Raw genomic sequence first — 24,800 nt, forward strand, 5'->3', positions numbered from 1 at the left:
AGGTTTTACTTGCCTCAAGCAAGAGCATTTAAACAAAAATATCATAACGCAAAGTGGGTACCGATTTATGATCTCTGTCCTCGTCACAGGTTTAACGGAGAATTGGAACGGCATGCTTGCCGTTCTGTCGCTGTCGGTCGCCCTGCTCTCCGCCTATTTAGGCATCGGTTTGGCTACGGCAAAAAGCCGATCGGGCAAGGGGGCGAAGCGGCTATATCCGGCCGTCGCAGCTTTGGTTCTCGGAACAGGAACCTGGTTGGTCCATGTTATGAGTCTGCTTTCGTATCATCATCGCATTTCGCTCGACTATACGCCGTCCGTTGTTATTGCGGCGATTGGGATAGTGAGTTTATCCGCATACATAATGTTTTCGTTATTCGCCAGACAGAAGCCGCTAACAAGCCGGATTGCAGGGGCAGTCTTCGGCGTGGGCGTTACGTTGATGTCCGCGCTTGGTTTATTTGCCCTCCGGCCCGGGTTGATTGTGGGCATCGACGCGGTTGTCGGCATTTTCTCGGTGGCAATCTTATTCATTGCTTGTTATTTTGCTCTATACGTGTTGGGGAATTTTCAACGTGCAACCGGATTCAGCCTGTCCAAGCCGGTGGCTTCATTGATTCTGGGGGCGGGAATTTTCGCGATGCAGTATACCATGCTGGGTTCGTTGCGTATTGATGGCTTGCGTTCGGCGACTGCTATCCTGGGCTATACCGGCTTGCCGTCGTCCTATTTTATCGCCGGAGTTTCTGCGCTGATTTCCGTCATTTTGGCAATTACCTGGATCTTCATGGTGTTTGAACGCCGCACGCTTAAGCAGATTGCTTTTCTGGACCCGCTGACGGGCCTGCGCAATCGCTATGCCCTTGCCGAAGAATCGAATCGCAGATTGGCCGAGGAACGGTTGGGTTCGATGGTGCTTATTAATCTGGATCGTTTCAAGGTCATTAATGATACGCTGGGCCGCGATCTGGGCGATCTGCTTTTGGCGCATGCGGCGCAGCGCATCCGTACGCGCATCCACGAGCGAGAAGCGCTGTTCCGCATGGACGGCGATGAATTCTTGCTGGTCGGCGCGGAAAAAGATCCTCATCTGCTGCTGGAGAGGGTCACCCGCATGTTGGAGGAGATCAGCCGCCCGTATATGATTGAAGGCAATGAGTTATACGTCACGGCGAGCGCGGGCATCAGCTTGTTCCCGATTCACGGCCGGGATCGTGCGACGCTGTTGAAAGCGGCAGACGCGGCTTTGTATCAGGCCAAGGCATCGGGCAAAGACAAAACGGTATTTTTCAATGCCGGAATCGGCGGGCAGCTCAGTCGCAAGATGGAGCTTGAAAAAGACCTTCGACTCGCGCTTGAACACGGACAGTTTTTTATCGTGTATCAACCGAAATGGGATGCGCGCCGCGGAAAAGAAGCCGGATTCGAGGCGCTTCTGCGCTGGCGTCACCCGGAAAAAGGCGTCGTCTCGCCGGGCGAGTTTATTCCGATCGCGGAAGAAACCGGTTTGATCGTACCGATGACCCGCTGGATGCTGGGCGAAGTATGCCGTTTGAACAAGCGTTGGCATGACGCAGGAAAGTTCCAAGTCTGTATCTCGGTGAATATGTCGTACCGAGTCTTCGAGAGTATGACGATCTTCGATATGGTCGACGAAGCGCTGCGTTCCAGCGGACTCCCCGGGCCGATGCTCGAACTGGAGATTACCGAGTCGATCGCGATGAAAAACATGGCAATCACGCTCTCCCAGCTTCAACGCGTGCGCGATCTCGGCGTTCAGGTGTCGATGGATGATTTCGGAACCGGACATTCGTCGCTGGGACGACTGGACGAGATACCGGTCGATACGCTCAAGATTGATCAATCCTTCGTCAAAAGCAGCGATCTGGCTTCCAAGCAAGCCTTGATTGTCGGCATTATCGGCATTGCAAGGCTGCTTGACCTGGAGGTGGTAGCCGAAGGCGTCGAGACCGCCGAACAGGCAGAGTTCTTGCTTTCGCGCGGATGTATTTTAATGCAGGGTTATTATTACGGACGTCCTATGCTGCCCGAGGAAGTAGAAGCCGGAGCATGGCGAATCAACTCGGCTCCAAACGGTGCGGCTCGAGCGGATTAGCGATATCGCGCAGCAATATCCTGTAACGGTTATACATAGAAGCAGACACTGAATTTACTTTTGAGGTTGCTGCCGTCGTCTCTTCTTCTCGTGGGTAATAATGAGAACGGGAACCGGCTAACCGGTTCGCAACGAAGCGAACGGGAGATGAGCGTATGCGTTGGGGAAAAGCAATGTTGGTTTATAACCGCAAAGCGGGTAAGGAAAAGGCCGATCAGCTTGGTGAAGTCGTTGCGGCATTGGCCGGCGAAGTGGGTGAGCTGACGCTTGTGCAGACGGCGGAACCCGGCGACGGCGAGAAAATATGCCGCGATCGCGGCAGCGATCAAGACCTGCTGCTTGTGCTCGGCGGAGACGGAACCGTGCACGAGTGCATAAACGGCGCCGCCGAAGCTGCCGAGCCGCCCGAAATCGCCATTTTGCCGGGCGGTACCTGCAATGATTTTGCGCGGACGCTGGGATTGCCGATGCAGGTGGGGCGTGCTGCGGAGGAAATATTGGCCGGGCGCGTGCGCGATACGGATGTCGGGAAGGTGAACGGTCGGATTTTTACCAATTTCGTGGGCATCGGGCTGATTACGGATACGTCGGAAAATATCGATTCGGACCAAAAAGAACGAATGGGCAAGCTGAGCTACTTTCTGAGTACGCTTCGAACGCTGCGTCAGGCTGAACCTTTCCGCTTCCGGCTTACTCATGAAGAAGGCGTTGTCGACAGCGAGGCCGTGATGATTCTTGTCGCCAACGGCCGCTCGTTGGGTACGGCCAAGCTGCCTTTCGCCGGAGAAGGGGTTCAGGACGGAATGCTGGATGTTCTGATCGTGCGCGAAGCCGGTTTATCGCTGGCCTGGCAGGTCATCAACGGCGGCGACCTGACCGATTATCGGGAGAGCGGCGGCATCATCGAATACATTCGGACGCCTTCGCTTCGGATCGATACGGACGAACCCAAAGGCATCGACAGCGACGGCGAAATCTATCTCCAAACGCCCGCGGAAATTTCCGTAGTGCCTTCGAAGCTCCGTTTTTTCTATGGACCGAATGCAGACGCGAACAGGATCGAAGACGGCGACGCCGGGATGGATGCCACGCCTTCCGGAGGTTGAGTTTTCTCGAATACGTTGGATTTACCAGCCGGCAAGCGAAGTTATTCGTGCGTCGGCTGTTTGGTATTTTGCTGTTTTTAAAATAAGGGATTGACCAAAAATGACCCATGAGTCATAATGTTGTTCAATGACCCGTGAGTCACAGGGAGCGGCGCAAAATTTCGGGGGAACTTTTCGCAGCGGGGAAATTTGATCACAGAGAGAAGGAAGACCTAGGATGTCGAACCAAGAGAGAACTGGCAGAGAAAAAAAAGGAGCCTCCGGCGCCTTGTCCGGACCGATCGGACGTTGGGTGGTAGTGGGGATTTGGATTGCGGCAGCCATTCTGCTAAATGTAATGTGGCCCGGGATTAACGAACGCGAGGATAACGCTGCTGCCGACTTGAGCGATGCGTATCCATCCGTTCAAGCGGCGCAGGTCGCGGAGCGCGAATTCCCGGGAGACGGCGGACAACCCGCGCTGTTGGTGTGGAACCGCAGCGGCGGCTTAAGCGACGAAGACTTGAATCAGTTGGCTGCTTTGACGGAGTCGTTGGAAGCGGAGCCGTTAGCGAGTCAGGAAGGGGTACTGCCGCTGCATCAGCTTCCTGCTCCTGCGCGCCAGTCCCTGTTATCGGAAGACGGAAGCACGATCGTCCTGCCGATTACGCTGGACGAAGCCGCGGATACGGACGGGCTCAAAGAAAGCGTCGAGCAGTTGAAGGAGAGGGCCGTCTCGATTACGGGCGGCGATCCGTTCGAGACGGCAACCGGCACAAGCGAGCTGTCCGCCCGCGTAACCGGACCGGTCGGCATCGCGATCGACGGCGGCGCGTTATTCCAAAATGCCGACGTATCGCTGCTGATCGCGACCGTCGTGTTGGTGCTGGTCATTCTGCTGTTGATCTACCGTTCGCCGATTCTGGCTTTTATCCCGATCGTGGCCGTAGGCTTCGCGTATCTGGTGATCAGCCCGATTCTCGGCACGATGGCCGATCGGGGCTGGATCACGGCGGATGCGCAAGGCATCTCGATCATGACCGTCTTGCTGTTCGGTGCGGGTACGGACTATTGTTTGTTCCTGATTACCCGATTCCGGCAGTGCCTGACGGAGACCACCAGCAAACGCGAAGCGTTGAAAGACGCGATCTCCGGTTCGTCCGGCGCGATCGCCATGAGCGGACTTACGGTCGTTTTGTCGCTGTTCACTTTGCTGCTGGCGCAATACGGCGCGTATCACCGTTTTGCCGTGCCGTTCGGCGTGGCGATTCTGATCATGGGCATCGCCAGCCTGACGCTTGTCCCGGCTATGCTCGCGATTATCGGCCGGGCTTCGTTCTTCCCGTTCGTGCCGCGCACGCCGGAGATGGAAGAAGAGCGTGCCAAGCGCCGGAACAAACCCGTCACTCATCGAAAAAGAAAAAAAGACAGCCGCATCGGCCGTGTCGTCACGGAGCGTCCATGGACGGTCGTTATCGCTTCGCTGATCATATTGGGCGGCCTGGCGGCGGCTTCGTCACAAATTCGCTTTACTTATGATTTGTTATCTTCGTTCCCGTCGGACATGCCGTCGGTCGAAGGCTTCGATACGATCGCGGAAGGCTTCTCGCCGGGCGAATTGGCTCCCGTTCAAGTGATCGTCGACAGTGAAGGAAAAGAAAGCGATCTGGCGGCGCGTCTGACCGACCTGCCTTTCGTTGACGCGGTCGCCGAGCCGGAGACGGGGGCCGAAAACGCGAACATGCTGCTCTACAGCGTGAAGCTGAACGTCAATCCTTACTCGAACGAAGCAATGGACGACGTAGCGGAGCTGCGTTCGACCGCCGAGACTGCGCTGAGCGGTGCAGGAATCGCCGCTCCGGATCAAAAAGTCTGGATCGGCGGCCAAACGGCCACGCAGACCGATACCCGAGCCGCGACCGAACGCGATACCGATCTGATCATCCCCGTCGTCATCGGTTTGATCTCGCTGCTTCTGCTCGCCTACCTGCGCTCCGTAGTCGCGACCGTCTATCTGATCGCCACCGTCGTTCTGTCCTATTTTTCCGCGCTGGGTCTGGGTTGGCTCATTCTGCATTACGGGCTGGGACAAGAAGCGATTCAGGGAGCGATTCCGCTGTACGCCTTCGTATTCCTGGTGGCATTGGGCGAGGACTATAACATTTTCATGGTCTCGAGTATTTGGAAAAAGAGCCGATCCCTCCCGCTGAAGCGCGCGATTCGCGAAGGCGTAGGCGAGACGGGAACCGTGATCACCTCGGCAGGCGTGATTCTGGCAGGCACCTTCGCAGTACTTGCGACGCTGCCGATTCAAGTGCTGGTTCAGTTCGGCGTCGTCGCGGCATTGGGCGTTCTGCTGGATACCTTCATCGTGCGTCCGTTCCTGGTTCCCGCGATTACGCGTCTGCTCGGCCGCGCCGCGTTTTGGCCGGGGCGCGCGCCGCAGCAGCTGGAAGAGGACGGCAACACGAACGAAATTCGCGCTTGATGCGCGGTTGCGGCCCGACCCTTCGCGCCGTGATCGTTCGTAAGCCGAAGCGCCGATTACTCCCGTCCGACCTTCGCGTCCGAATGGAAAAATATACGGGGAAAACGATCTTTTTAATTTGCCGGATTGCCTTTACTCCCTTCCTTGCAAGCTTCATAATAAATAGTGTTGTGACGGGTAGGTAACAATAGAGGAAATTCTACGGGTATCATTAAGCTTTAAGGAGTGGAACGTTTGAAAACACCAGTATATTTCAATCATGACGGCGGAGTAGACGATCTGGTCTCGCTGTTTCTGTTGCTGCAAATGGAAGATGTGGAAGTCACGGGCGTATCGGTGATTCCGGCAGACGGATATTTGGAGCCGGCGACCGATGCCAGCCGTAAGATTATCGATCGTTTCGGAAAAGGCAAAAGCGTCGAAGTGGCCAAGTCCAATTCGCGCGGCAAAAATCCGTTCCCGGCCGAGTGGCGCATGCACTCGTTCCTGGTCGATGCTCTTCCGCTGCTTAACGAGTCGGGCAAAATGGAAGCTCCGTTGTCGGACCTTCCTGCGCATCTCCATCTGATCGAGACGGTAAAGCGTACGGAAGGACAGACGACGCTGCTATTCACCGGCCCGCTGACCGACCTTGCTCGCGCATTGGACGAAGCGCCGGAGATCGAAGAGAAAATTTCGCGCCTGTTCTGGATGGGCGGCACGTTCGAGACGGGCAACGTTCAAGAACCTGAACATGACGGTACGGCGGAGTGGAACGTGTTCTGGGACCCGGAATCCGCGGATCGCGTGTTCCGCACGGGCATCGAGATCGACCTGGTCGCGCTGGAGAGCACGAACAAGGTTCCTCTGACGCTGGCCGTGCGCAACCGCTGGGCATCCGAGCGTCGTTACGAAGGCGTCGACTTCCTGGGCCAATGCTATGCATTCTGCCCGCCGCTGGTCTACATGGAAACCAACTCGACCTACTATCTGTGGGACGTGCTGACTACCGCTTCGCTGGGCAAACCGGAACTGGTTGAACGCCGCACCGTCAACGCGATCGTCATCCCGGACGGCCCGAGCCAAGGCCGCACGGTCGAGACCGCCGACGGACGTCCCGTGCAGCTGGTATACGACGTGAACGCGGAAGGCTTCTTCGACTACATCACGGAGTTGGCTAAAGAATCGGCACCGAAACGCTACTAACCTGCGTTTCGGTTGCGCGTCTTACCGCGTAAGCCGATCCCGAAACGCTATTAGACTTACGTTTCGGTTACGCGTCTTACTGCGTAAGCCGATCCCGAAACGTTACTAGACCTGCGTTTCGGTTTTCTCTACGCCAAATTGGAAAGCTCGTCTTCTGCGATCGCAGAAGGCGGGCTTTTTTTGCGGTCGACACTTGTTTTTCTATATACCTAATTTTCAAGAGTTTGAAATGTTGACGTTTTGCACGTATTTTCTCCCGAAACTACACGTTGTGACGCCAATGCTTACGTATGGTCAACATTTTTTGCGTAAAACAAGGATTTGATCGAAAAAAGATAAAAATGTTGACCTAACGTCAGCATATGCTTCTCAAAGTCGCTTTAATGCAAGGAAATGTTGATCTCATGCACACATTTTCAAACCGGATTGGCTTACGTGTTTGATTAAGCTGTATGCAGAAAGAACCAAGTCGAATGCCTGCTGTCCGCGGCCTTTTGTTAACGGGTTTTCAATACCAAAAAACTTTCCTAAACCCCTCGCTTTTTAACCGGAACGATGCTATAATTTAAACAGGAATTAGAATAAGTCTAAATTTAAAATAAAGGGAGCGAATATAAAATGGAAACTGTAAAAACGAACGTGAACGTGGATACGACGGCTGAGCTGCACCGCGCATTGAACAAACAAGTGGCTGACTGGTCGGTGCTGTACGCCAAGCTGCATAACTTCCATTGGTACGTGAAAGGCTCGAACTTCTTCACGCTGCATGCCAAATTCGAAGAGTTCTACAACGCGGCCGCAGCACGCATGGACGAAGTGGCTGAACGCCTGCTGACGATCGGCGGATCGCCGGCCGCTACGCTTCGCGAGCACCTCGCGCTGACAAGCATCACGGAAGCAACAGGCAGAGAAACGGCCGACGAGATGGTTGAAGCGCTGATTCGCGACTTCCGTACGGAAGCATCCGAACTGCAAGAAGCGATCGAAATCGCCGGTTCGTTGGACGACAAAGCGACGGAAGACATGCTGATCGGCCTGAAAGCCGAAGTTGAAAAAGACGCTTGGATGCTGGAAGCATACCTGGGTCGTTAATCCGCATAGATTAGGAACGGAGCCGGAGTGGGTCTGCCTGCGATAAGCAGGAGCGCCTACTCCGGCTTTTTGGCGTATCGAATTTTCGACACCAAATCTCCCCGAACAGGCCGCTTATTTTCTAACGTACTGCTTTATGATACAAAGAGATGTGATTGAGATCATTTACAAGACGAGGTGTCGAGGATGAATGAACGTTCTACTCTTTTCGCGGAAGCGGAATTTTTTATAAAGCAATGCTACGCCGAGCTGAACCTGACGGAAGAAGCGGCTGAGCTTCGATTGAAGGAGATTGCAGACGAGATTGAACAGAGCGGAACCTACAGTCATACTTACGAAGAGCTGCGGCATGGTGCGCGGATGGCGTGGCGCAATAGCAACCGCTGCATCGGACGTCTGCCGTGGGATAGTTTGCATGTCGTAGATAAGCGGAATGCGTCTTCCGAGGAAGAGATCGCGGCGGCGCTGTTGGAGCATCTGGACTATGCCGCGAATCGGGGGCGCATCCGTCCGACGATCACGATTCTGCGACCGGAACAAGGAGAGCTGCCGGGAGCGCGCGTATGGAATGAGCAGCTGATCCGTTATGCGGGATATGCGCGGAAGGATGGAAGCCGAATCGGCGATCCGGCTTCGCTGGAGTTCACTGTAATCTGCGAACAGCTGGGCTGGCAAGGGGACGGGACGGATTTCGACGTGCTGCCGCTGGTCATTCAACTGGACGGAAGGGCGCCAAAATGGTTTGAGGTGCCGCGTGAACATGTGCTGGAGGTCGACATTCGTCATTCGGAGCTTGCGGGCTTCAACGAGTTGGGGCTGAAATGGTACGCCGTTCCGGCCGTATCCAACATGCGGCTGGAGATCGGCGGTATTCGGTATAGCGGTGCTCCTTTTAACGGCTGGTACATGGGAACGGAGATTGGAGCGCGGAATCTGGCGGATGAAGGACGTTACAATCTGCTGCCGGTCGTCGCGGACCTGATGGGGATCGACCGCAGCCGGCGCAGCACCTTGTGGCAGGATCGGGCTTTGGTCGAGCTCAACGTGGCGGTGCTGGAATCGTATCGGGCGGCAGGGGTTAGCATGGTCGATCATCATACGGCAGCCGCGCAATTCGAAAGTTTTGAAAAACGCGAGCGGGAAGCGGGCCGAGAGGTGACGGGCAACTGGGCTTGGCTCATTCCGCCGATGGCGCCCGCAACGACGCATGTTTTTCATAAGCGCTACGATAACACCATCGTGAAGCCGAACTTCTTTTACGGGAAAAAGCCTTATGCGAGCAAGGAGACGGCGGATTCAAAGGATGCTGCGCAAAATGCCCCTGCTTGTCCAATGCATGCAGCATCCAAGCCGATGGTTTGCCCGGTGACGGGAGCCGGCTTGTAGCATGTAAAGTCCGAAGGGGCTTGCTTGAAAACACGGAAATCAAAAAGGCTCGGGATTCGTTTCCCGAGCCTTTTTGGCATATGACGAATGTTTCGAATCGAATAAACGAATTATACGATGAACTTTTCTACGCTGTGTCGGAGATCATGAGACAGATTCGCCAGTTCTTTGGAAGCGGCGGTGATCTCTTGCACGCTGGCCAGTTGTTCTTCCGTGGATGCGGATACGCTCTGAGAACCTTCGGCCATTCGAACGGAGATTTGATTGATTTCTTCGAATGCGTTCACGACATCGGAAGTTTCGCCCGACATTTGGGTTGCGGCTTCCGCGACGTCCTGAATCTGTCCGGTAAATTCGGTAACGGCTTGTTCGATCAGCGCGAAAGAGCGACCTGCCGTCCCTACTGCTTCGATGCCGGATCGAACTTCTTGAGAGCCTTGGGCAACCATATCGATAATGAATTGCATATCGTTTTGGAGCGTACCGATCACATCGGATACCTGCTGCCCGGATAAAGCCGTTTGTTCCGCGAGTTTGCGGACTTCGCCGGCAACGACGGCAAATCCGCGACCTTGCTCGCCGGCGCGGGCAGCTTCGATCGAAGCGTTCAAAGAGAGCAGATTCGTTTGCTGCGCAATGCTTGTAATGATCGCTATGATATCACCGATTTCTTTGGAGCGTTCGCCCATTTGACCGACGCGTCCCGCTAATCCGGTCACATTGCGTTCGACCGCGGACATTTGCCGCACGGCGACGCGTACCGCTTCGCTTCCTTCGGAAGCTACGCCCGAAGCATGGGTTGCCGAATGGACCACAATGGAAGAATTTTGCGAGATTCGTTGTGCTTCATTGTCGATATGACGGACCAGCGCGACGCCGGAAGAAACTTGCCGCGCTTGTACTTCGCTGCCCGAAGCCAATTCTTCCGTGATTCCTGCTACATGTTCGGTGGCTTGTCCGGTCTGGTCCGCGCTGGTCGACAGTTGGTCCGAAGAGAGAGCAACCTGTTTGGAATGGGAGCCGACTTCATGAATCAGGCTGCGCAAATTTTCGCCCATATAATTAAACGAAGCTGCCAGCTCCCCGATCTCATCCCGATTTTTGACGTTTACATGCGTATCCCGCAGATCGCCTTTCGCGATCTTGATCGCTGCCGTTTGCAGGTTGAGCAGCGGCGAGGAGATGATTCGGCTGATATAGAGCGAGATGAATATGCCGATCGCTACGGTAATAAGGCTAATGATCATCACGGTATTTTTGGCATGGCTCGCAGTCTCGAACGTATTTTGCGCTTCCGTAACGAGAAAGTCTTGTTTGGTCTGAGCAAATTCGAGGGCAATACTGCTAAATTTATTCAACACGACGGCTTGGTTGTCCAAGGTTTGCAGATACGCTTCGGTATCGCCTTGTTTTTTGAACTCGATCATTTGCGTGGCGGCGCTTCGGAAATAGCTTTGTAACAAATCCAGGCCCGCGACGATTTGTTGTTCGTCCCGATCAGGGATCAACGGTTCCAATTCTTGCAAAGTTTGTCGGAAGTCGGCTCTGGCCGTCTCATAAGCGTTCAGGCTTTCCTCATTCCCGGTCAACAGGTATTCCGACAATTGGCTATGCTGGCGCTCCACGGACAACGCCAGATTTTTGATGGATTGAACGGAAGCCGAATCTTCGTTGATCAACTGGGTGTAGGAAGTGCTTGAGGATACCATATACCAATAACTCAAGCCGGCGATGGCTACCATCAATGCAAGTACCAGGCCGAACCCGGTATAGAGCTTCATTTTGATAGAGAATCGAAAGTCTTTTTTCTTTTTCATCCTTTTGATCCTCCTGCGGTGTTCGTCATGACCTCTTCGGCGCGTTCGCGGTAACCGGCAGCGCCTTGCTCAGGCGTAAGCGTTCCCGATAATACCTGTTCGAGCATAAGCTGATAAAGTCCGCTTACGACAACATGGGTGCTCGGGTTCGGAGGGTCGAGCGGCTCGGCGGTTTGCTTAATATTCTCCATAAACTGTACTTGCTCATTAACTAAAGAATCGTTGGAAGCCAAGCGATCCGCAACCATGGAAGACACCGGAACGCCGCGCTCGGCATTCAAAATGTCATTGGCCTCTTCGTCGTTAATAAAGAAATCAAGAAATTCGGCCGCAGCCTGCTTGTGTTCGGAATAAGAAGATATAGCCAAAAACATGGAAGGTTTCACCCAATGTCCGTCTTTATCGCCTACGGTAGGATAACGAATGAGGCTAACCGGGAACTAGGCAAGTTTGCTGATCCCGACGATATTATTGCTGGAAAAAGAAATGAATGCGGATTTTCGAGCTACGATCGGATGATTTTCATCGATACGCGTACTGGTTTTGGGAAGAACCAATCCTTCGTCCAGCCACTTTTTGTTCAGCGCAAAATAGTCTGCCAAAATCCGGTCGTCCGTGTAACCGAGCGTGCTGCCGTCGTCGCTGTACATCTGTGCGCCTTGCGAACGCAGATAATAGTTCACGTCAATCATGTTGGCGAGCGGAGCAAAATCCGGCTCGGGGTGTTGGGCTTTGACTGCTCGCAAGATTTCTTCAAATTGCTCTAGGGTGTAGTTGGAAGTGGGGGGTTGAATATTTGCGGCTTCTAGCATTTGAGGATTGTACAAAAGAGCTTGGTTGTTTTGGGAAATAGGGAAAGCGTAGAGGTTTTCGCTTTTGGTTCCGGGAGTCAGCGCAGAGGGGGCGATAGCGGAAACGTCGATGATTTTTTGATCGATAAAAGAGTTGAGCGGTTCAACCAAGTTGCGATCCGAGAAGTTGAAAATAAAAGCGTAATCGGCTTGAATAATGTCTGCTGCTTGCTGCTCTGCATTTTCGATGGCCCATTGCGTTTCGACTGCCGAAGTATCGGCTACGGGAATGGCTTCGATCTGCACGTCGGGATGTTTGGCTTCGTATAAGTCGATCACTTTCTGCGTACTTTCTTTGCGTTGATCGGAACCCCACCACATAAATCGCAGCGTAACCGTGCCTGAGCTCTCTATGCCTTCTTGGGATGGAGTGGAGGAGACCGTACTGCAACCCAATAAACCCAAGGTTAGTACAAGCGTGGATAGGTATAGCGTCCACCTGGATTTTCTTATCATGGTACAATCAACCTTCTTTCTTCGTCGCTCTCAAGACATGATCATCTAAAAGCTATATAGAAAGTATATCGGTAGCAAGTAAGCAAAAAATAATATTTCAACCCGGACGACAGATGAAAAAAGCCCGTCTTCGCCTATATTCAGGCTGAAGCGGGCTTTTCGTTAAGACTTACTGCGGATTCGTCGTCCAAATGCCAGCCGATTTTACGAAGACGCGCGCAGGCAACTTCAGGGTAGCCAGCGCGAGGTCGGCTACGTCTTCCGGCTGCATCATGCGGTCTTCGTCGCCGATCGGCAGATTGTTGTTCGTGGCAAGTTCCGTGTTCACCGTGCTCGGATTCAGCGTGACGACGCGGATGTTCGACTTGCGAACCTCCTGCATCAATGCTTCGCTCATGCTGATCAGCGCTGCTTTCGATGCGCAATAAGCAGAACCGGTGGCAAAGCCGCGTTCGCCTGCCGTCGAAGCGACGTTCAGGATGTTGCCGCTGTTTTGCTCGATCATGAACGGCAGTGCGGCGCGAGTCGTATAGTAAGCGCCCATCAGGTTGACGCGGATGATGCGTTCCCACTCCTCGGGGTCCATGTCGACCAATTTGCCGAACGAAGCGATGCCCGCGTTGTTGATCAGAATGTCGATCGCGCCAAGCTGTTCGTGCAAGGCTTGGACGGCCGCTTCGATCTCCGTGCGAACGGACACGTCGGCAACTTGTACGAAGACGTTTACGCCGTATTTTTCCTTAAGCTCACTGCTTAGCGATTCCAGATCGGAAGCGGTACGCGCGATCAGGCCCAAATGCACGCCTTCGGCTGCCAGTGCTTCCGCAACGGCGCGCCCGATTCCTTTACCTGCTCCCGTAATGACGGCCGTCTGGTTTTTCAATTCAAGCATAGTCACTATTCATATCCTCCTTGAAGTAAAAAAATCCCTCCCTGAAAGTGTAACGGACACGCCCGGATTTTCCAAGCGAACATCGCACAGGGAGAGGAATAAAAGCTTTTTTTGCTTCCGCACTTGGTAAGTTGTTTCAAAAAGTCAGTAAGCGGGTAAAATAATATTTTGTTTCCATTTCGTTTGCAATAGCGTTATACTATTCTCCGGCTTCCCTTTAAAAAGAGCGGCGATCTGCCGATATTTATTGTAAAAAAGGAACGGGAGAAATGGCATGAACAGAATTCTTATCGAAGATACCGTAACCGACGTCCTGACCCGTTCGAATAGCGAGATCGAAGTGGTACTGGAAAATCTGTTTCCCGGAAAACGATTGATCGGAGGCAAGTATAATCTCGACGATCATCGCATCACCCTTTACCTCGACGCGCTTGAAGAGCAATGCCTGATCCTGTTCGGTTCGCTCGAGCCGTTCGAGGAATACGTACGTGTCGTATTAGCTCATGAACTCGGTCACGCCAATGATCCGGAACTGGAATACTTGTCGGACCGTCTCGTCAACATCCGGGGCAGCTTGCCTCGCACGCGGATCACGCTCCGTCTGGAAGAGAATGCCTGGAGGTACGCGAACAGGTTGCTTCGCATGGAGAATCCTGCCGTCTTCGATACGATCATGGGACAATCGTTGAGCAGTTATTACGAACTGCTGCCCGAGTACGCCGAGTCTGCGGCTACGACGGCGTAGCGGCTATCCCAGGCTTTATAGTCGTGCTCCCCGTAAAGATTGTCCATCATTCGGATATCTTTACGGGGAGCTTTTTTGTGTCTGATTCGTTATTCGATTTCGGCTTCTCCGGCTTTTCCGAATCGGAAAGCTTCGAAGTGGAAGCGAGAACCCGGCAGGAAAATGAACGTGACGCGGTAATGGCCGGATATCGTCTCCAGCGGCAACGTGCGTTCTTCATACCCGTTTGATTCGGGGAATTCAACAAGGCGTCGGAATTCTCCTTCTTCATCTTCAAAGCGGATTTGAATGGTGTTGAGCTTGATCGGCGAAGCGCCTCGAATCGTCAAGCCGTTCGTGCCGTCCTGACCGAAATCCATATCGCCGAACTCCAGCGATACGTTATTGCCGATCTCTTCGATCGCTCGATCCGTCCGGTTGAAAGCATCGCCATAGATGCGGTCGCAATCCAGAGCGCGATTCCATTCGAAAGCCCGGCTCTGCGGAGCGAAGGAGAAGCCTTTGATGTGCACCTTCTGGCGCAGCACGAAGCAGAGCGTCTCGATACGGCGTAGTTTACGGGAAAGCGTATAGGTCTCGGCTTGATACGTATTCCAGATCGACGGCTTTTGGTAAATGACGTCCGCAAGCAGTTCCGATCCGGCTTCATTCGGAACACCTGCCCAAATCTCGATCGGATAGGCTTCGTCGGACAGGGCGAAGATCGGAACCGTAATCGTATCCGCGCCGTAAGGTCCGAAGTCGAGCCGGGTGAATCCCACATGCGTCTCGCCGTCACGCGATGTCGCGATGCCCCGTTCGTTCCCCGTACCGACTTCGCCCAGCGCATAATCGTATACGCCCGCAGACACGAATCCGTACGGATCATGATAGGCCGTGCCGAGTCCCTCAGCTTCGAACTCCAGCTGCGAGATCAAACGTACGTCTGCCGTTCCGCTGCGACTTGCGCAGCGTAATCGGAAGGCACCGTCGCCCAGCGCCGTGACGGTAGCTTCAAGGCCATCCGCTTCGACGACAGCCAAGTGGGAGAGGATGCCCGAATCGTCGGTAACCGCCCATTCCACGTCCTGGTGTGCGGTGCCTGGCGGATACAACTCGGCTCTTACGCGAACAGAGGGCTGCTCGGCATTCAACGTGCGCCCCGATTCGCTCACAATGCTGATCTTGCGTACAGGCAGTCCTTGCTCCTCGGTATGTTCAGACAAGCCCGTTCCGCAATCCAACACAACGGACAAGCCATGCGTAGCCTCCGCATCCACGGCTTCCGTAGGCAGTTCGAAGCTTGCATCCGCAAGTCCGGGGGACGATACCCGAATCGTGATCGTACCTGCTTCGAGCGTAGACCCGATGATCGCAAGCGCTTTGCCGGAAAAGAGTTGGCGGGAACTCCCTTGATACGCGTCGTAATCGGTACTGTCGCCGTTATCCATCCCGAGCAGGCGTCCCGCGCCGCTCACTTCGATCTTTACTCGATTGGTTGCATTTTCAACCGGGCGCCCTTCGGCATCCTCCGTTCCGATCTCCAGAAACACGACATCTCGTCCGTCTGCGCGCAGACTCTGCCGATCGGCATGTAAAAGGATCTTATGCGCATCGCCGAAAGGTTCACGGACATCTTCCGCAATGACCTCGCCGTCTTCATCGTAAGCCAGCGCCGTCAACCGTCCGGCTTTGAAAGGAATTTTCCAATGGGCGACAGGCTGCGTGCCGGATGCCCAATTCGTTTCATGGAAGCCGATCGTCTCATCGTCCAATCGCAGCTCGATCCGCGGGGCATTGGAGCACGCCCGGACGTCTATCATCTGCCCCTCGTTAAAGTCCCAATAAGGGAAGATATGCACCATCGGCGCTTTCCGGTAATCCGTCCAAGCGGCTTGATAGATGTAGTAGGAGTCTTTCGGAAAACCTGCCGTATCGATCTGTCCGAAGTATGAATTTTTGGTATGATACGGCGTCGGTTCGCCAATGTAGTCGAAGCCCGTCCAAATAAATTGTCCCAGGGAATACGGCGCGTCGCGTTCGGCCAGAATGCAGGCTTCCGCCGATTTGGCTCCCCAACTGGTCGGGCTGTTGCCGAGGGCGGAGCACTGCCGATCGTCATCGGTCAGAATGGGCCGTTCGAACGGGAAATGATAAATGCCCCGACTTTGCACGACCGAAGCCGTCTCGCTGCCGTAGATGATCCAATCGGGATGCGCGGCATGGTGATCTTCGTAGTATTTGTCCGCATAGTTATAACCCGCGATCTTGACGATGTCGGCGCACTTCTGCGCGTTCTCCCAGGGCATATAATTCGATCCGATCGTTACGGGAGCGTTGCCGCGCGGATCGAATTCCCGAACCAGCTCCCGCAGCATGCGCGTGACTTCCTGACCCCGGTCATCCGCGTGCGTATCGTAAATTTCGTTGCCGATACTCCAGAGGATCAGACTCGGATGGTTGCGGTCCCGGCGAACCCAACTGCGAACATCGCGGCTCGACCATTCCCGGAAAAAGCGCGCGTAGTCGTAGGTCGTTTTGGGCCGCTCCCACATGTCGAACGATTCCGAGACGACAAGAAAGCCCATCTCGTCGGCCAGATCCATCACGCCCGGCGCAGGCATATTGTGCGCCGTGCGAATCGCATTGACTCCCATCTCCTTCAGCTGCACAAAACGCCGACGCTGCGCCGCGATATTGAACGCCGCGCCCAGCGCGCCCAAGTCATGGTGTTCGCAAACCCCGTTCAGCTTCATCCGTTGTCCGTTCAAACTAAAGCCGTTCTGCGCGTCCAGCGCGATTTCCCGGAACCCGATGTTTTGCACGACGCGTTCAAGAATCTGTCCGGTTTCCGGGGAGCGAATGCTGGTTTCCAGTCGGTAAAGGTTTGGCTCATCGGGACTCCACGGCTGTGGCGAAGGCACGTCGAGCAAGGCTTCGTTGCAGGTCCGCCGAGGAGTCAGATTAACGCTTTCCAACGCTTGGCGCTTGTAATTGTTATTTTGCTCCACCTTGCCGAATCCTTGCTTCGCTTGAGCCGCATTGTCCGGGACAGGAGTATCTTCATGCGCCGCCGGCGTGAGTTCCGCAGAGGGAGCCACATGAATGGAACGTTCCGCGACAAGCGACTCTCCTTCATAGAGCGCATGGGAGAGTTCAAGCGCTTCGACCGTTTCTACTTCCGTCTCGATCGCGATGCGCCAGCTATCCCCGTGACGGCTGGTCGAGACATAGACGCCGTCGGTATCGATATAGGAATCGCCGCGCGTTTTGAGCCGGACGTTCCGATAAATGCCCGCGCCCGAGTACCAGCGACTGTTGGGGCCCTGATGAACCACTTTGACCACGATCTCGTTATCGCCTTCTTTTAGCGCGGGAAAAATATCGAATTCGAACGTAGAGTACCCGTATTTCCATTCGCCGATCTGTTGTTCGTTGACGTAGAGGGTCGAATCCATATAGACGCCTTCGAATTGCAGCATAAGCTTGCGCACGCCTTCGGCTTCCCAATTCGCATCTGCCGTTAATATGCGTTTATACCAGCCGATCCCGTCCTCATACAGGTTTTTCGTGTCGGCGATCAGCCAATCATGCGGAATCTCTACCGGGGCAAAAGTAAGCGTCTGCCAGTGCTGCGTGTCCAGCGTGCTTTTTGCGAAAGTCCAACCGTCGTTGAACAGGAGCGTTCGGTTCATGATTCGTTTCCTCCTTGTCTATGTCTGCGCACAGTAGGGTTTGTATCTCTTCACAAAATGGCGTTAAGCTACAAAACTCGGAGTAAGGGTTCTTCCCGCAAATGGCGAACCGGAATATGGGGGAAAAGGGTAGACAACGATTCGGCGAGAAACTCCATCCCGGGATCTTCGCTTTCCGCATGGCCGAGCACGATCAGTCCGTACGGTCGTCCGATCCGGGTTGCTTCGCGTACATACTCGGGCGTTTCCCATTCGGGTCCTTCTCCATAAATGATAAGATCCGCGTCTCCCGACTCCAGAAGCGGAATCGTCAGTCGTCCACCGCCCCGATAGCCAGCCAAGAGTCCCACGCGCGAAAAGACCGCTTCTGGGTTGCCTGAGATTCTTATGTATGCGAGTCCGAGTCGCGCTTTGAGTTCCCTAGCGATTTCACGCAATGGGGCGGAAGGAATGTCGAGTAAACAGGCTTCTTGCCGATGCTCGCGAACATGGGCGGACCAGCCCGACTTGGCGACCAGTCCTTCGGTGATCCCGTCCGGGGAATAGCGATGAATACCGTCGTGCAAGCGGAAGATCGCGATGTCCAAGTCTTCAAGCTGCTGCCGCTTCATTCGTTCAATCTCGCCTTCCGGCGATCCGTCAGAACGCCCGTGATGGGAGAAAAAAAGTCCTTCATGCCCGATCATCAGATTGGCTCCGAGCGATTTGGCTTGGCGCGCGATCGATAACGTCGGCATGAATGTCGTTACAATTCCGGTAACGGGCCTGCTCGAATCGCCAATCAGCAGCCGATCTACCGTGGTTTCAGGCAATACGGTGCATATGTTCGCCGTCAGTGCGTCGATGACCGTCTGCACGGTCGTGAGTGGAGTCATGGCGTCGATCCTCCTTAGTCCTTATGTAAACGCGTAGAAACGACGAGACACTTGAAATTTTCCATTCTCTGTTTTTTTTATAAAAAGTTCCCGGGCGCGCTGCGGCGACCGGGCCTGAGTCTGCTTGCTTTTTCATATGTCGGTGTCTATAGCCGATCAAGCGTAAAGGGTTCGCTCGCGTTCATCCGGAATGCCTGATTTGCGGTAAAAGTAGGTGTTTACCGCATCCCGCCACTGTTTCGCATTTTCCGACTGACCTTCCAGACGTCGCAAAATATGCAGGAAGCGTTCCGGGTCGACTTCGTTCTCCAGCTCCCGCCAACGTGCTATCCAGCGCTCCACCTTTTCCGTGCCTTCGAAGCGGCTATCATAGATATGCTGGATCACCGTCTTGCCTGACTTCAGCACATGCGTATAAGGCACATGATGGAAAAAGAGCAGCAGCTCGTCCGGGCATTCGTCCAACGAATCATAGAGATCCCGGTTCTCGTCCGCATATTGTCCGGTATAACCTGTCCCGGTCGCGATCGTCCGGTCAACGCCGATCCCGTCCCGGTCGGCGAAGTGATAGGTGCCCCATTTCGAATACTCGTAGCCGTCCACGTCGACGGCGTAATGGTAATGCGGCTGCACCATCCAGCCGACGCCGAGGGGAGCGGTATAGCTTTCGTATACCGGCCACGATTCCAGCAGCAGCTCTTTGACGAAATTCGCGGCGCTTGTATTCGCGCCGAACGTCAGCGCGCTCCATTCTTCGGCGATCGTCTCCGATTCCAGTTCCGGATTCCAGGCCAGACGACCGAAGCCGAACAAATTGGCCTGCGCCAGATGATGTCCGGTCCAATTGTCGTCGTCGCCGATGTTGGACACCGCCGCAACGCCGCTTCGGGTGAACGGATAGACTTTTCCGGCCGCGATTTTTGCGACCGTGCTGCCTGCTCCGTTCAGCAAGGTATCGAAGTCCAGCGATTTTTTCCACTGCGGAACAAGGAAACATACATCCTTCTGTTGCCCGGTATACTCCTGCGCGATCTGGAACTCCATCATCTGATTCGTCTGCGGCATGGCGCCGAATAACGGCGATACCGGCTCGCGTACCTGGAAGTCCATCGGTCCGTTTTTGATTTGCAAAACGACGTTGTCGCGGAATCGGCCGTCCAACTCCCGGAAATGATCGTAAGCGGCTCTTGCGCGATCCGTGGAGCGATCCCGCCAATCCTGATGACAGTCGTACACGAAGCAGCGCCAGAGTACCGTTCCGCCAAACGGAGCCAAAGCGTCGGCCAGCAGATTGGCGCCGTCGGCGTGATCGCGTCCGTAAGTGAACGGGCCGGGGCGGTTCTCGGAATCGGCTTTGACCACGAAACCGCCGAGTTCCGGCACCGCCGCGTAGATCTCTTCGGCTTTGCGCTGCCACCACCGCTTGACGTCTTCGTTCAGCGGATCGGCCGTATCAAGCTCCCCGAGCTCGATCGGAGCGGCATAGTTGACGCTCAGGAACATTCGGATGCCGTATCGCCCGAATACATCGCTTAAGCGTTTGACGTCGGGCAGCAGGGAAGAGGTAATCAGTTTCGTTTCCTCCCGGTGCACGTTGACGTTATTGACCGAGATCGCGTTGATGCCGACCGAAGCCAACAATCTCGCATAGTCGGCGATTCTTTTCGATTCCGGCAAGATTCGATTTTCCCGGTAAAAGATCGAATTGCCGGAGTAACCGCGCTCTACGCTACCGTCCATATTGTCCCATTGGTCGATCATGCGTAAGGGATTGCCGGGTGTTTCTACAACATCCAACTCGTACGGGCCCTGCGGCTCGGTACCGATCAGGCGGAGCAAAGCGAAGACTCCGTACAGAAGTCCTCGTTCCGAGCCGCCGCGCAAGACGGCATACATGCTGTTTTGCCCCGAAGCTTCTTCGTCCGCCATTTTGATTCGCAGCGCATAGGCTTCTTCCGGCAAAGGGCGCGTGTTCCATTCGTCGAATGACTGTTGGGCCGCTTCGGGCGAACCCAGGATCAGCACGGGCGCACCGGCTTTCAGCGCGAGCGACGGCGACAGTCCGGTCAGCGTCTTGATCCCGCCGACCAGTTCTTGCAAAGCAGAGGCGCCGGGACCTTCGGGACGAAGCTCCATACGGGCGTCGATTCGTTCAAACAGCGGGCGCCAATGTTCGATTCGTTCAGGGTCTTGCCAGCGCTCGGCCGGAAGCCACGCTGCGCGGCCTCTCGATAAGGAAGTCATGGCTGTTTGCTCCTTTCGGCGGGAGGGGCGGCGTCTTGATGCGCTTGAGGATCAGGGCGCTCAAGCCCAAGCTCCCGTTCCAATGTTCGGCGTACGGCTCCGGGTCCGTTCAGCATATCGAAGAACATTTTTTCGATCTTGCCGCCCAGACCCGCCGCGTAAAGATCGACTCCGAATAATTCGGAGTCCGTCAGAACGGCGCGAACGTTCGGTGTTGTACCGAACAATGCGTCGTTCGCTGGAATCTGGCGAACGTTCGGTACTGTACCGAACCATTCGCCGTTCGCTGGAATCTCGCGAACGTTCGGTGTTGTACCGAACAATGCGTCGTTCGCGAAAGTAGCGCGAACGTTCGGTACTTCATCAGCTGTTTCCGCTGCGCTGCCGGCCATGCCGGCTTGATCCGACGGAGAAGCCAACCGCCGTCTCAGCTCCCCCAACATCGGGTCGGGGCTCGGCTCGAACGGACGACCTTCGTCATCGACGCCCAGCAAGTATCGGCACCATGCCGCGATCGCCAACGGGATCGCCACCAGATCGGCGGCTTGCAGATCTTCCCGTTCCGTATAGGCGCGAAGGGTATGTCCGAACCGAATGCCGATTTTTTTCGACGTGTCCGAAGCGATGCGCTGCGGCGTATCCGGGATAAACGGGTTGGGGAATCGCTCGTTTAAGACCTCGTCCAGAAACTTTTCGGGAGACAAAATACCCGGATCGACGACAACGGGCAGACCTTCGTTTCTGCCGATCCGTTCGGCCAAAGCTCGGAGGAGCGGATCGCGCATCTCGTCGGAGATCCGCTGGTAGCCGAGCAGGCATCCGGTTACGGCCAATGCCGTATGCAGCGGATTGAGGCAAGCGGTAACCTTCATCGTATCGGTACGGTTGACCGTGTCCCGGTCGGTCAGCAGGATGCCTGCCGCTTCGAGAGGCGGTCGGCCTGCCGGGAAGTCGTCTTCGATCACCAGGTATTCCGCGTTCTCGGCATTCACGAACGGAGCGGCGTATGTATGGCGGGAGGATGTCGTCTCCTCCATGCCGCCTATGCCGAGCCGCGTCAGCTCTTCCCGGATAAGGGGAGACGGGCGCGGCGTGATTTTGTCGATCATCGTCAGCGGAAAAGAAACCCGGCTTCGATCTTCCAAGTAATGCACGAATTCGTTTTCCGCATGTCCACGGATCGCCCATTCTTTCGCGACCGTGATCAGACTTTTTCGCAGCACGTCGCCGTTATGCGGACAATTGTCCAGACTGACGAAGGCCAGCGGCGAGGCTCCTGCGCGATAGCGGCGAAGGGCCAGGGCAGCGACTACGGCCATCACGTTTTCGCATCTTTCCGGTCCGGCTTCGAAATTCCGCAACGCTTCTTCCGTATACCCGCCGCCAGTCTCGGTCAGCGCGTAACCTTTTTCCGTGACAGTTAAGGAGACCAGCTGGAGGCTTGGGTTTTCAAATGCGCTTACCAAGCGAGCATAGTCGTCCGTGCGCAGCGGATCGGCATAGAGTGCTTCCGCTACGCTGGCGAGAATTTCTTTTCGCAAGTTGCCCCTGGCGTCCATTTCGACCAACAGCGTCAAATTATCATGCGGCTGATACACGCGATCGATCGTTTCCGAACCGGGAGTGCCTGCCGCGATAATGCCGGTATCCGCAAGCGCTTGGTTCAGCAACTTTTGGTGCGCTTTTGCGATTAGACTGCGGAAAATGTTACCTGCTCCGAAGTGAATCCAGCGCGGGCGATCCCGCGTATTCTCCGCAACCTGTCTGCGATCGAACTTGTGAAGTTCGACGCCGGCTGCGGCCCAGGCCTCAACCTGCTCCAGTCCTCGTTCACTCAGCTCCAACACGGATTTCGCCTCCTCTTGTTTGCATGGCTTGCCGCTTGGCATTTTCCAGTCCGTCCCAAACCCCGAGCAGATACATGACCCCGAAAGCCCGATCATACAATCCGTATCCGGGTCGGCAGCGGGCTTCTTCCCCCCAGAGATGGCGCCCGTGATCCGGTCGCGCGTAGCCTTCGTATCCGTTCTCGTGCAGCACGCGAACCAATTCCGGCAGATTTACGTTTCCGTCGCCGAGCTTATGAGATACTTCGACGAAATCGCCGTTGTCGAAAATTTTCACGTTGCGCAGATGCGCGAAGTAGATCCGATCTTTGAACTCGCGGAGAATGGCCGGCAGATCGTTTTGCGGATTCGTTCCCAGCGAACCGGAGCAGAAGGTCAGACCGTTGTGCGGGTTGTCCACGGCGTTCAGCAATCTGCGAATCGTATCCCGGCTGCGCACGATGCGCGGAAGTCCGAAGATCGGCCAAGCCGGATCATCCGGATGGATCGCCATCTTGATTCCGCATTCCTCGCAGATCGGCATCAATTTTTGCAGAAAGTAAACCAGATTATCGAACAGCTTCTCCTCGGTGACATCGGCGTAAGCCGCGAACAACTCGTCCAGTCGCGATAACCGGTCCGGTTCCCACCCCGGTATGGTAAAATCGCCGCCGCCGCGTATGATCATCTCCGCCATCTCATGAGGATCGGCAGCAATGGAAGCCTTTTCATAAAATAAAGCGTTCGAACCGTCCGGCAGCGGATAGTAGAGGTTGGTGCGCGTCCAGTCGAAGATCGGCATAAAGTTATAGCAGACGACTTCAACGCCGACCGCAGCAAGCTTGCGAATCGTATCGGCATAGATCTCAATGTAATGATCGCGCGAAGGCAGTCCGATCTTAATATCGTCATGGACGTTCACGCTCTCCACCACAGCCACGGAGAATCCTTTGGCTTTGATCTGTTCGGTTTCTGCAAGGATCTCGTTTTCTTCCCAAACTTCGCCTGCCGTTTTGTGATGCAGGGACCATACAATTCCGCTTACGCCCGGGATTTGACGAATTTGATCGAGCGTAATATTGTCGTTGCCTTCACCGTACCATCGCCAGGTCATTTTCATGAAATAGCCTCCCAAGTGCTTGGATTTCATTTTCCGACAAGTCTTGTATACAAGAACAGCTATAGCATAGTGCTGTTCCCTCTTTATGTCAATTCTTTTTGAGAGCGCTTATTTTTGTTTGGGAAGAAACATTGTATACTACTTGTGAATAGAGGCGGCAGAGGACGTCATCAAGGAAAGAGGGCGAGGGCATGACCAGCAAGGCGGACATTTTACGTCAATTGAGGAACGAAATTTTAACGCTTGAGCTGAAGCCGGGCAGCATACTCAGCGAGACGGCTTTGTCGGAGCGTTTCGAAATTTCGCGTACGCCGCTGCGGGACGTGCTTAAGCAGCTTGCGCATGAAGGGTATATCGACGTGTATCCGAAGCGGGGAAATCTGGTCTCGTATATCGATCTGGAATCGGTGGAGCAGATTATTTATTTGCGCAGCACTTTGGAAAAAGACATGATCAAAAACCTGGCTTCCCATACGTCTCCGCTGCCGCTTCGAGGAGTGCTGGAGCTGAAAGAGATTTTGGAACGTCAGGAAAAGGCGATTCGGGAGGAACATGCGCACGAAGCTTTTTTGCAACTGGACGACGCGTTCCACAAAGCTTTGTTCGCGTTAGCCGGGCGAGTGTTTTTATGGGATCTGATTCAGCAGTCCAATGCGCACTATGCCCGCTATCGGCGGTTGCATCTGCTGAAAAAGGAAAAGCTGAAAGAGATTCTTGCAGAGCATCGTTCAATTCTCGACAGCGTGATCGGGCGGAATGCGGAGCGGGTCAATGAGATCGTGGAGCATCATTTGCACGAGGATATCAATACGGCTTACTTATTGGAAAACTTTGCGGAGTATCTGAACCTGCCAAGCTTCGATTCGTCGGAGCCGGCGGATCGGACATGAATGAAAACAGGCCTGACCGGAAAAGAATCCGGTCAGGCCTGTTTGTGTCGAAAAGGAA

Annotated in this window: 17 protein-coding genes; 8 read left to right on the forward strand and 9 right to left on the reverse strand. The window is 54.7% G+C overall.

Annotated elements, in window-relative coordinates; genetic code table 11:
* The first annotated feature begins 112 nt into the window (after positions 1-112).
* From SACSAC_RS12760 to SACSAC_RS12785, 6 genes are all read left to right on the forward strand, one after another.
* On the forward strand, positions 113-2,116 hold the full coding sequence (locus tag SACSAC_RS12760; protein WP_037286936.1) for a putative bifunctional diguanylate cyclase/phosphodiesterase: 2,004 nt from the start codon (positions 113-115) through the stop codon (positions 2,114-2,116).
* A gap of 155 nt (positions 2,117-2,271) precedes the next feature.
* A complete protein-coding gene (locus tag SACSAC_RS12765) occupies positions 2,272-3,222 on the forward strand; it encodes a diacylglycerol/lipid kinase family protein (protein WP_051507085.1) in 951 nt (316 codons plus the stop codon).
* Between the two features lie 217 nt (positions 3,223-3,439).
* Positions 3,440-5,689, forward strand: coding sequence for an MMPL family transporter (locus tag SACSAC_RS12770; RefSeq protein WP_051507086.1), 2,250 nt, complete (start codon positions 3,440-3,442; stop codon positions 5,687-5,689).
* A gap of 234 nt (positions 5,690-5,923) precedes the next feature.
* Positions 5,924-6,874 (forward strand): nucleoside hydrolase, encoded by a 951-nt coding sequence (locus tag SACSAC_RS12775; protein WP_037286939.1) that lies wholly within the window; start codon positions 5,924-5,926, stop codon positions 6,872-6,874.
* Between the two features lie 618 nt (positions 6,875-7,492).
* The gene (locus tag SACSAC_RS12780; RefSeq protein ID WP_051507087.1) at positions 7,493-7,966 is read left to right on the forward strand and encodes a Dps family protein; all 474 of its coding nucleotides are present in this window, start codon (positions 7,493-7,495) and stop codon (positions 7,964-7,966) included.
* Between the two features lie 186 nt (positions 7,967-8,152).
* Positions 8,153-9,352, forward strand: coding sequence for a nitric oxide synthase oxygenase (locus SACSAC_RS12785; protein ID WP_084778043.1), 1,200 nt, complete (start codon positions 8,153-8,155; stop codon positions 9,350-9,352).
* A 110-nt stretch (positions 9,353-9,462) separates the two neighbouring features.
* Here SACSAC_RS12785 and SACSAC_RS12790 read toward each other — a convergent pair whose 3' ends face one another.
* From SACSAC_RS12790 to SACSAC_RS12800, 4 genes are all read right to left on the reverse strand, one after another.
* Entirely contained in the window at positions 9,463-11,169 is a 1,707-nt protein-coding gene (locus SACSAC_RS12790) for a methyl-accepting chemotaxis protein (RefSeq protein ID WP_037286941.1), read from the reverse strand.
* The gene (locus SACSAC_RS27100; protein ID WP_051507088.1) at positions 11,166-11,543 is read right to left on the reverse strand and encodes a type 2 periplasmic-binding domain-containing protein; all 378 of its coding nucleotides are present in this window, start codon (positions 11,541-11,543) and stop codon (positions 11,166-11,168) included. The genes SACSAC_RS12790 and SACSAC_RS27100 overlap by 4 nt, the downstream gene beginning before the upstream one ends.
* A 66-nt stretch (positions 11,544-11,609) precedes the next feature.
* Complete coding sequence (locus SACSAC_RS27105) at positions 11,610-12,476, reverse strand: ABC transporter substrate-binding protein (RefSeq protein ID WP_084778044.1); 867 nt, start codon at positions 12,474-12,476, stop codon at positions 11,610-11,612.
* Positions 12,477-12,645: 169 nt separating this feature from the next.
* Positions 12,646-13,368 carry a 3-ketoacyl-ACP reductase gene (locus tag SACSAC_RS12800; RefSeq protein ID WP_037286943.1) on the reverse strand — a complete coding sequence of 241 codons (723 nt, stop codon included), beginning with the start codon at positions 13,366-13,368 and terminating at the stop codon, positions 12,646-12,648.
* A gap of 274 nt (positions 13,369-13,642) precedes the next feature.
* Here SACSAC_RS12800 and SACSAC_RS12805 point away from each other — a divergent pair, with 274 nt between their 5' ends.
* A complete protein-coding gene (locus SACSAC_RS12805; RefSeq protein ID WP_037286944.1) occupies positions 13,643-14,113 on the forward strand; it encodes a hypothetical protein in 471 nt (156 codons plus the stop codon).
* An 89-nt stretch (positions 14,114-14,202) separates the two neighbouring features.
* On the opposite strand, the gene SACSAC_RS12810 is transcribed toward SACSAC_RS12805, so the two are convergent.
* The 5 genes from SACSAC_RS12810 to uxuA all read right to left on the reverse strand — a co-directional run bounded on the left by SACSAC_RS12810 (position 14,203) and on the right by uxuA (position 23,852).
* Positions 14,203-17,787, reverse strand: a complete 3,585-nt coding sequence (locus SACSAC_RS12810) for a glycoside hydrolase family 2 TIM barrel-domain containing protein (protein ID WP_037286946.1) — start codon at positions 17,785-17,787, stop codon at positions 14,203-14,205.
* A gap of 68 nt (positions 17,788-17,855) precedes the next feature.
* On the reverse strand, positions 17,856-18,662 hold the full coding sequence (locus SACSAC_RS12815; protein WP_037286948.1) for a Nif3-like dinuclear metal center hexameric protein: 807 nt from the start codon (positions 18,660-18,662) through the stop codon (positions 17,856-17,858).
* A 156-nt stretch (positions 18,663-18,818) separates the two neighbouring features.
* Entirely contained in the window at positions 18,819-20,906 is a 2,088-nt protein-coding gene (locus SACSAC_RS12820) for an alpha-glucuronidase family glycosyl hydrolase (RefSeq protein WP_037286950.1), read from the reverse strand.
* The gene (locus SACSAC_RS12825; RefSeq protein ID WP_245608634.1) at positions 20,903-22,753 is read right to left on the reverse strand and encodes a mannitol dehydrogenase family protein; all 1,851 of its coding nucleotides are present in this window, start codon (positions 22,751-22,753) and stop codon (positions 20,903-20,905) included. The genes SACSAC_RS12820 and SACSAC_RS12825 overlap by 4 nt, the downstream gene beginning before the upstream one ends.
* A complete protein-coding gene (gene uxuA, locus SACSAC_RS12830) occupies positions 22,737-23,852 on the reverse strand; it encodes a mannonate dehydratase (RefSeq protein ID WP_051507090.1) in 1,116 nt (371 codons plus the stop codon). The genes SACSAC_RS12825 and uxuA overlap by 17 nt, the downstream gene beginning before the upstream one ends.
* A 191-nt stretch (positions 23,853-24,043) precedes the next feature.
* Between uxuA and SACSAC_RS12835 the strand changes: the two genes are divergently transcribed.
* Entirely contained in the window at positions 24,044-24,742 is a 699-nt protein-coding gene (locus SACSAC_RS12835) for a GntR family transcriptional regulator (protein WP_051507091.1), read from the forward strand.
* Positions 24,743-24,800: the final 58 nt, after the last annotated feature.

Origin of the sequence: Saccharibacillus sacchari DSM 19268 (genome assembly GCF_000585395.1) — a bacterium.
Taxonomy (GTDB): domain Bacteria; phylum Bacillota; class Bacilli; order Paenibacillales; family Paenibacillaceae; genus Saccharibacillus; species Saccharibacillus sacchari.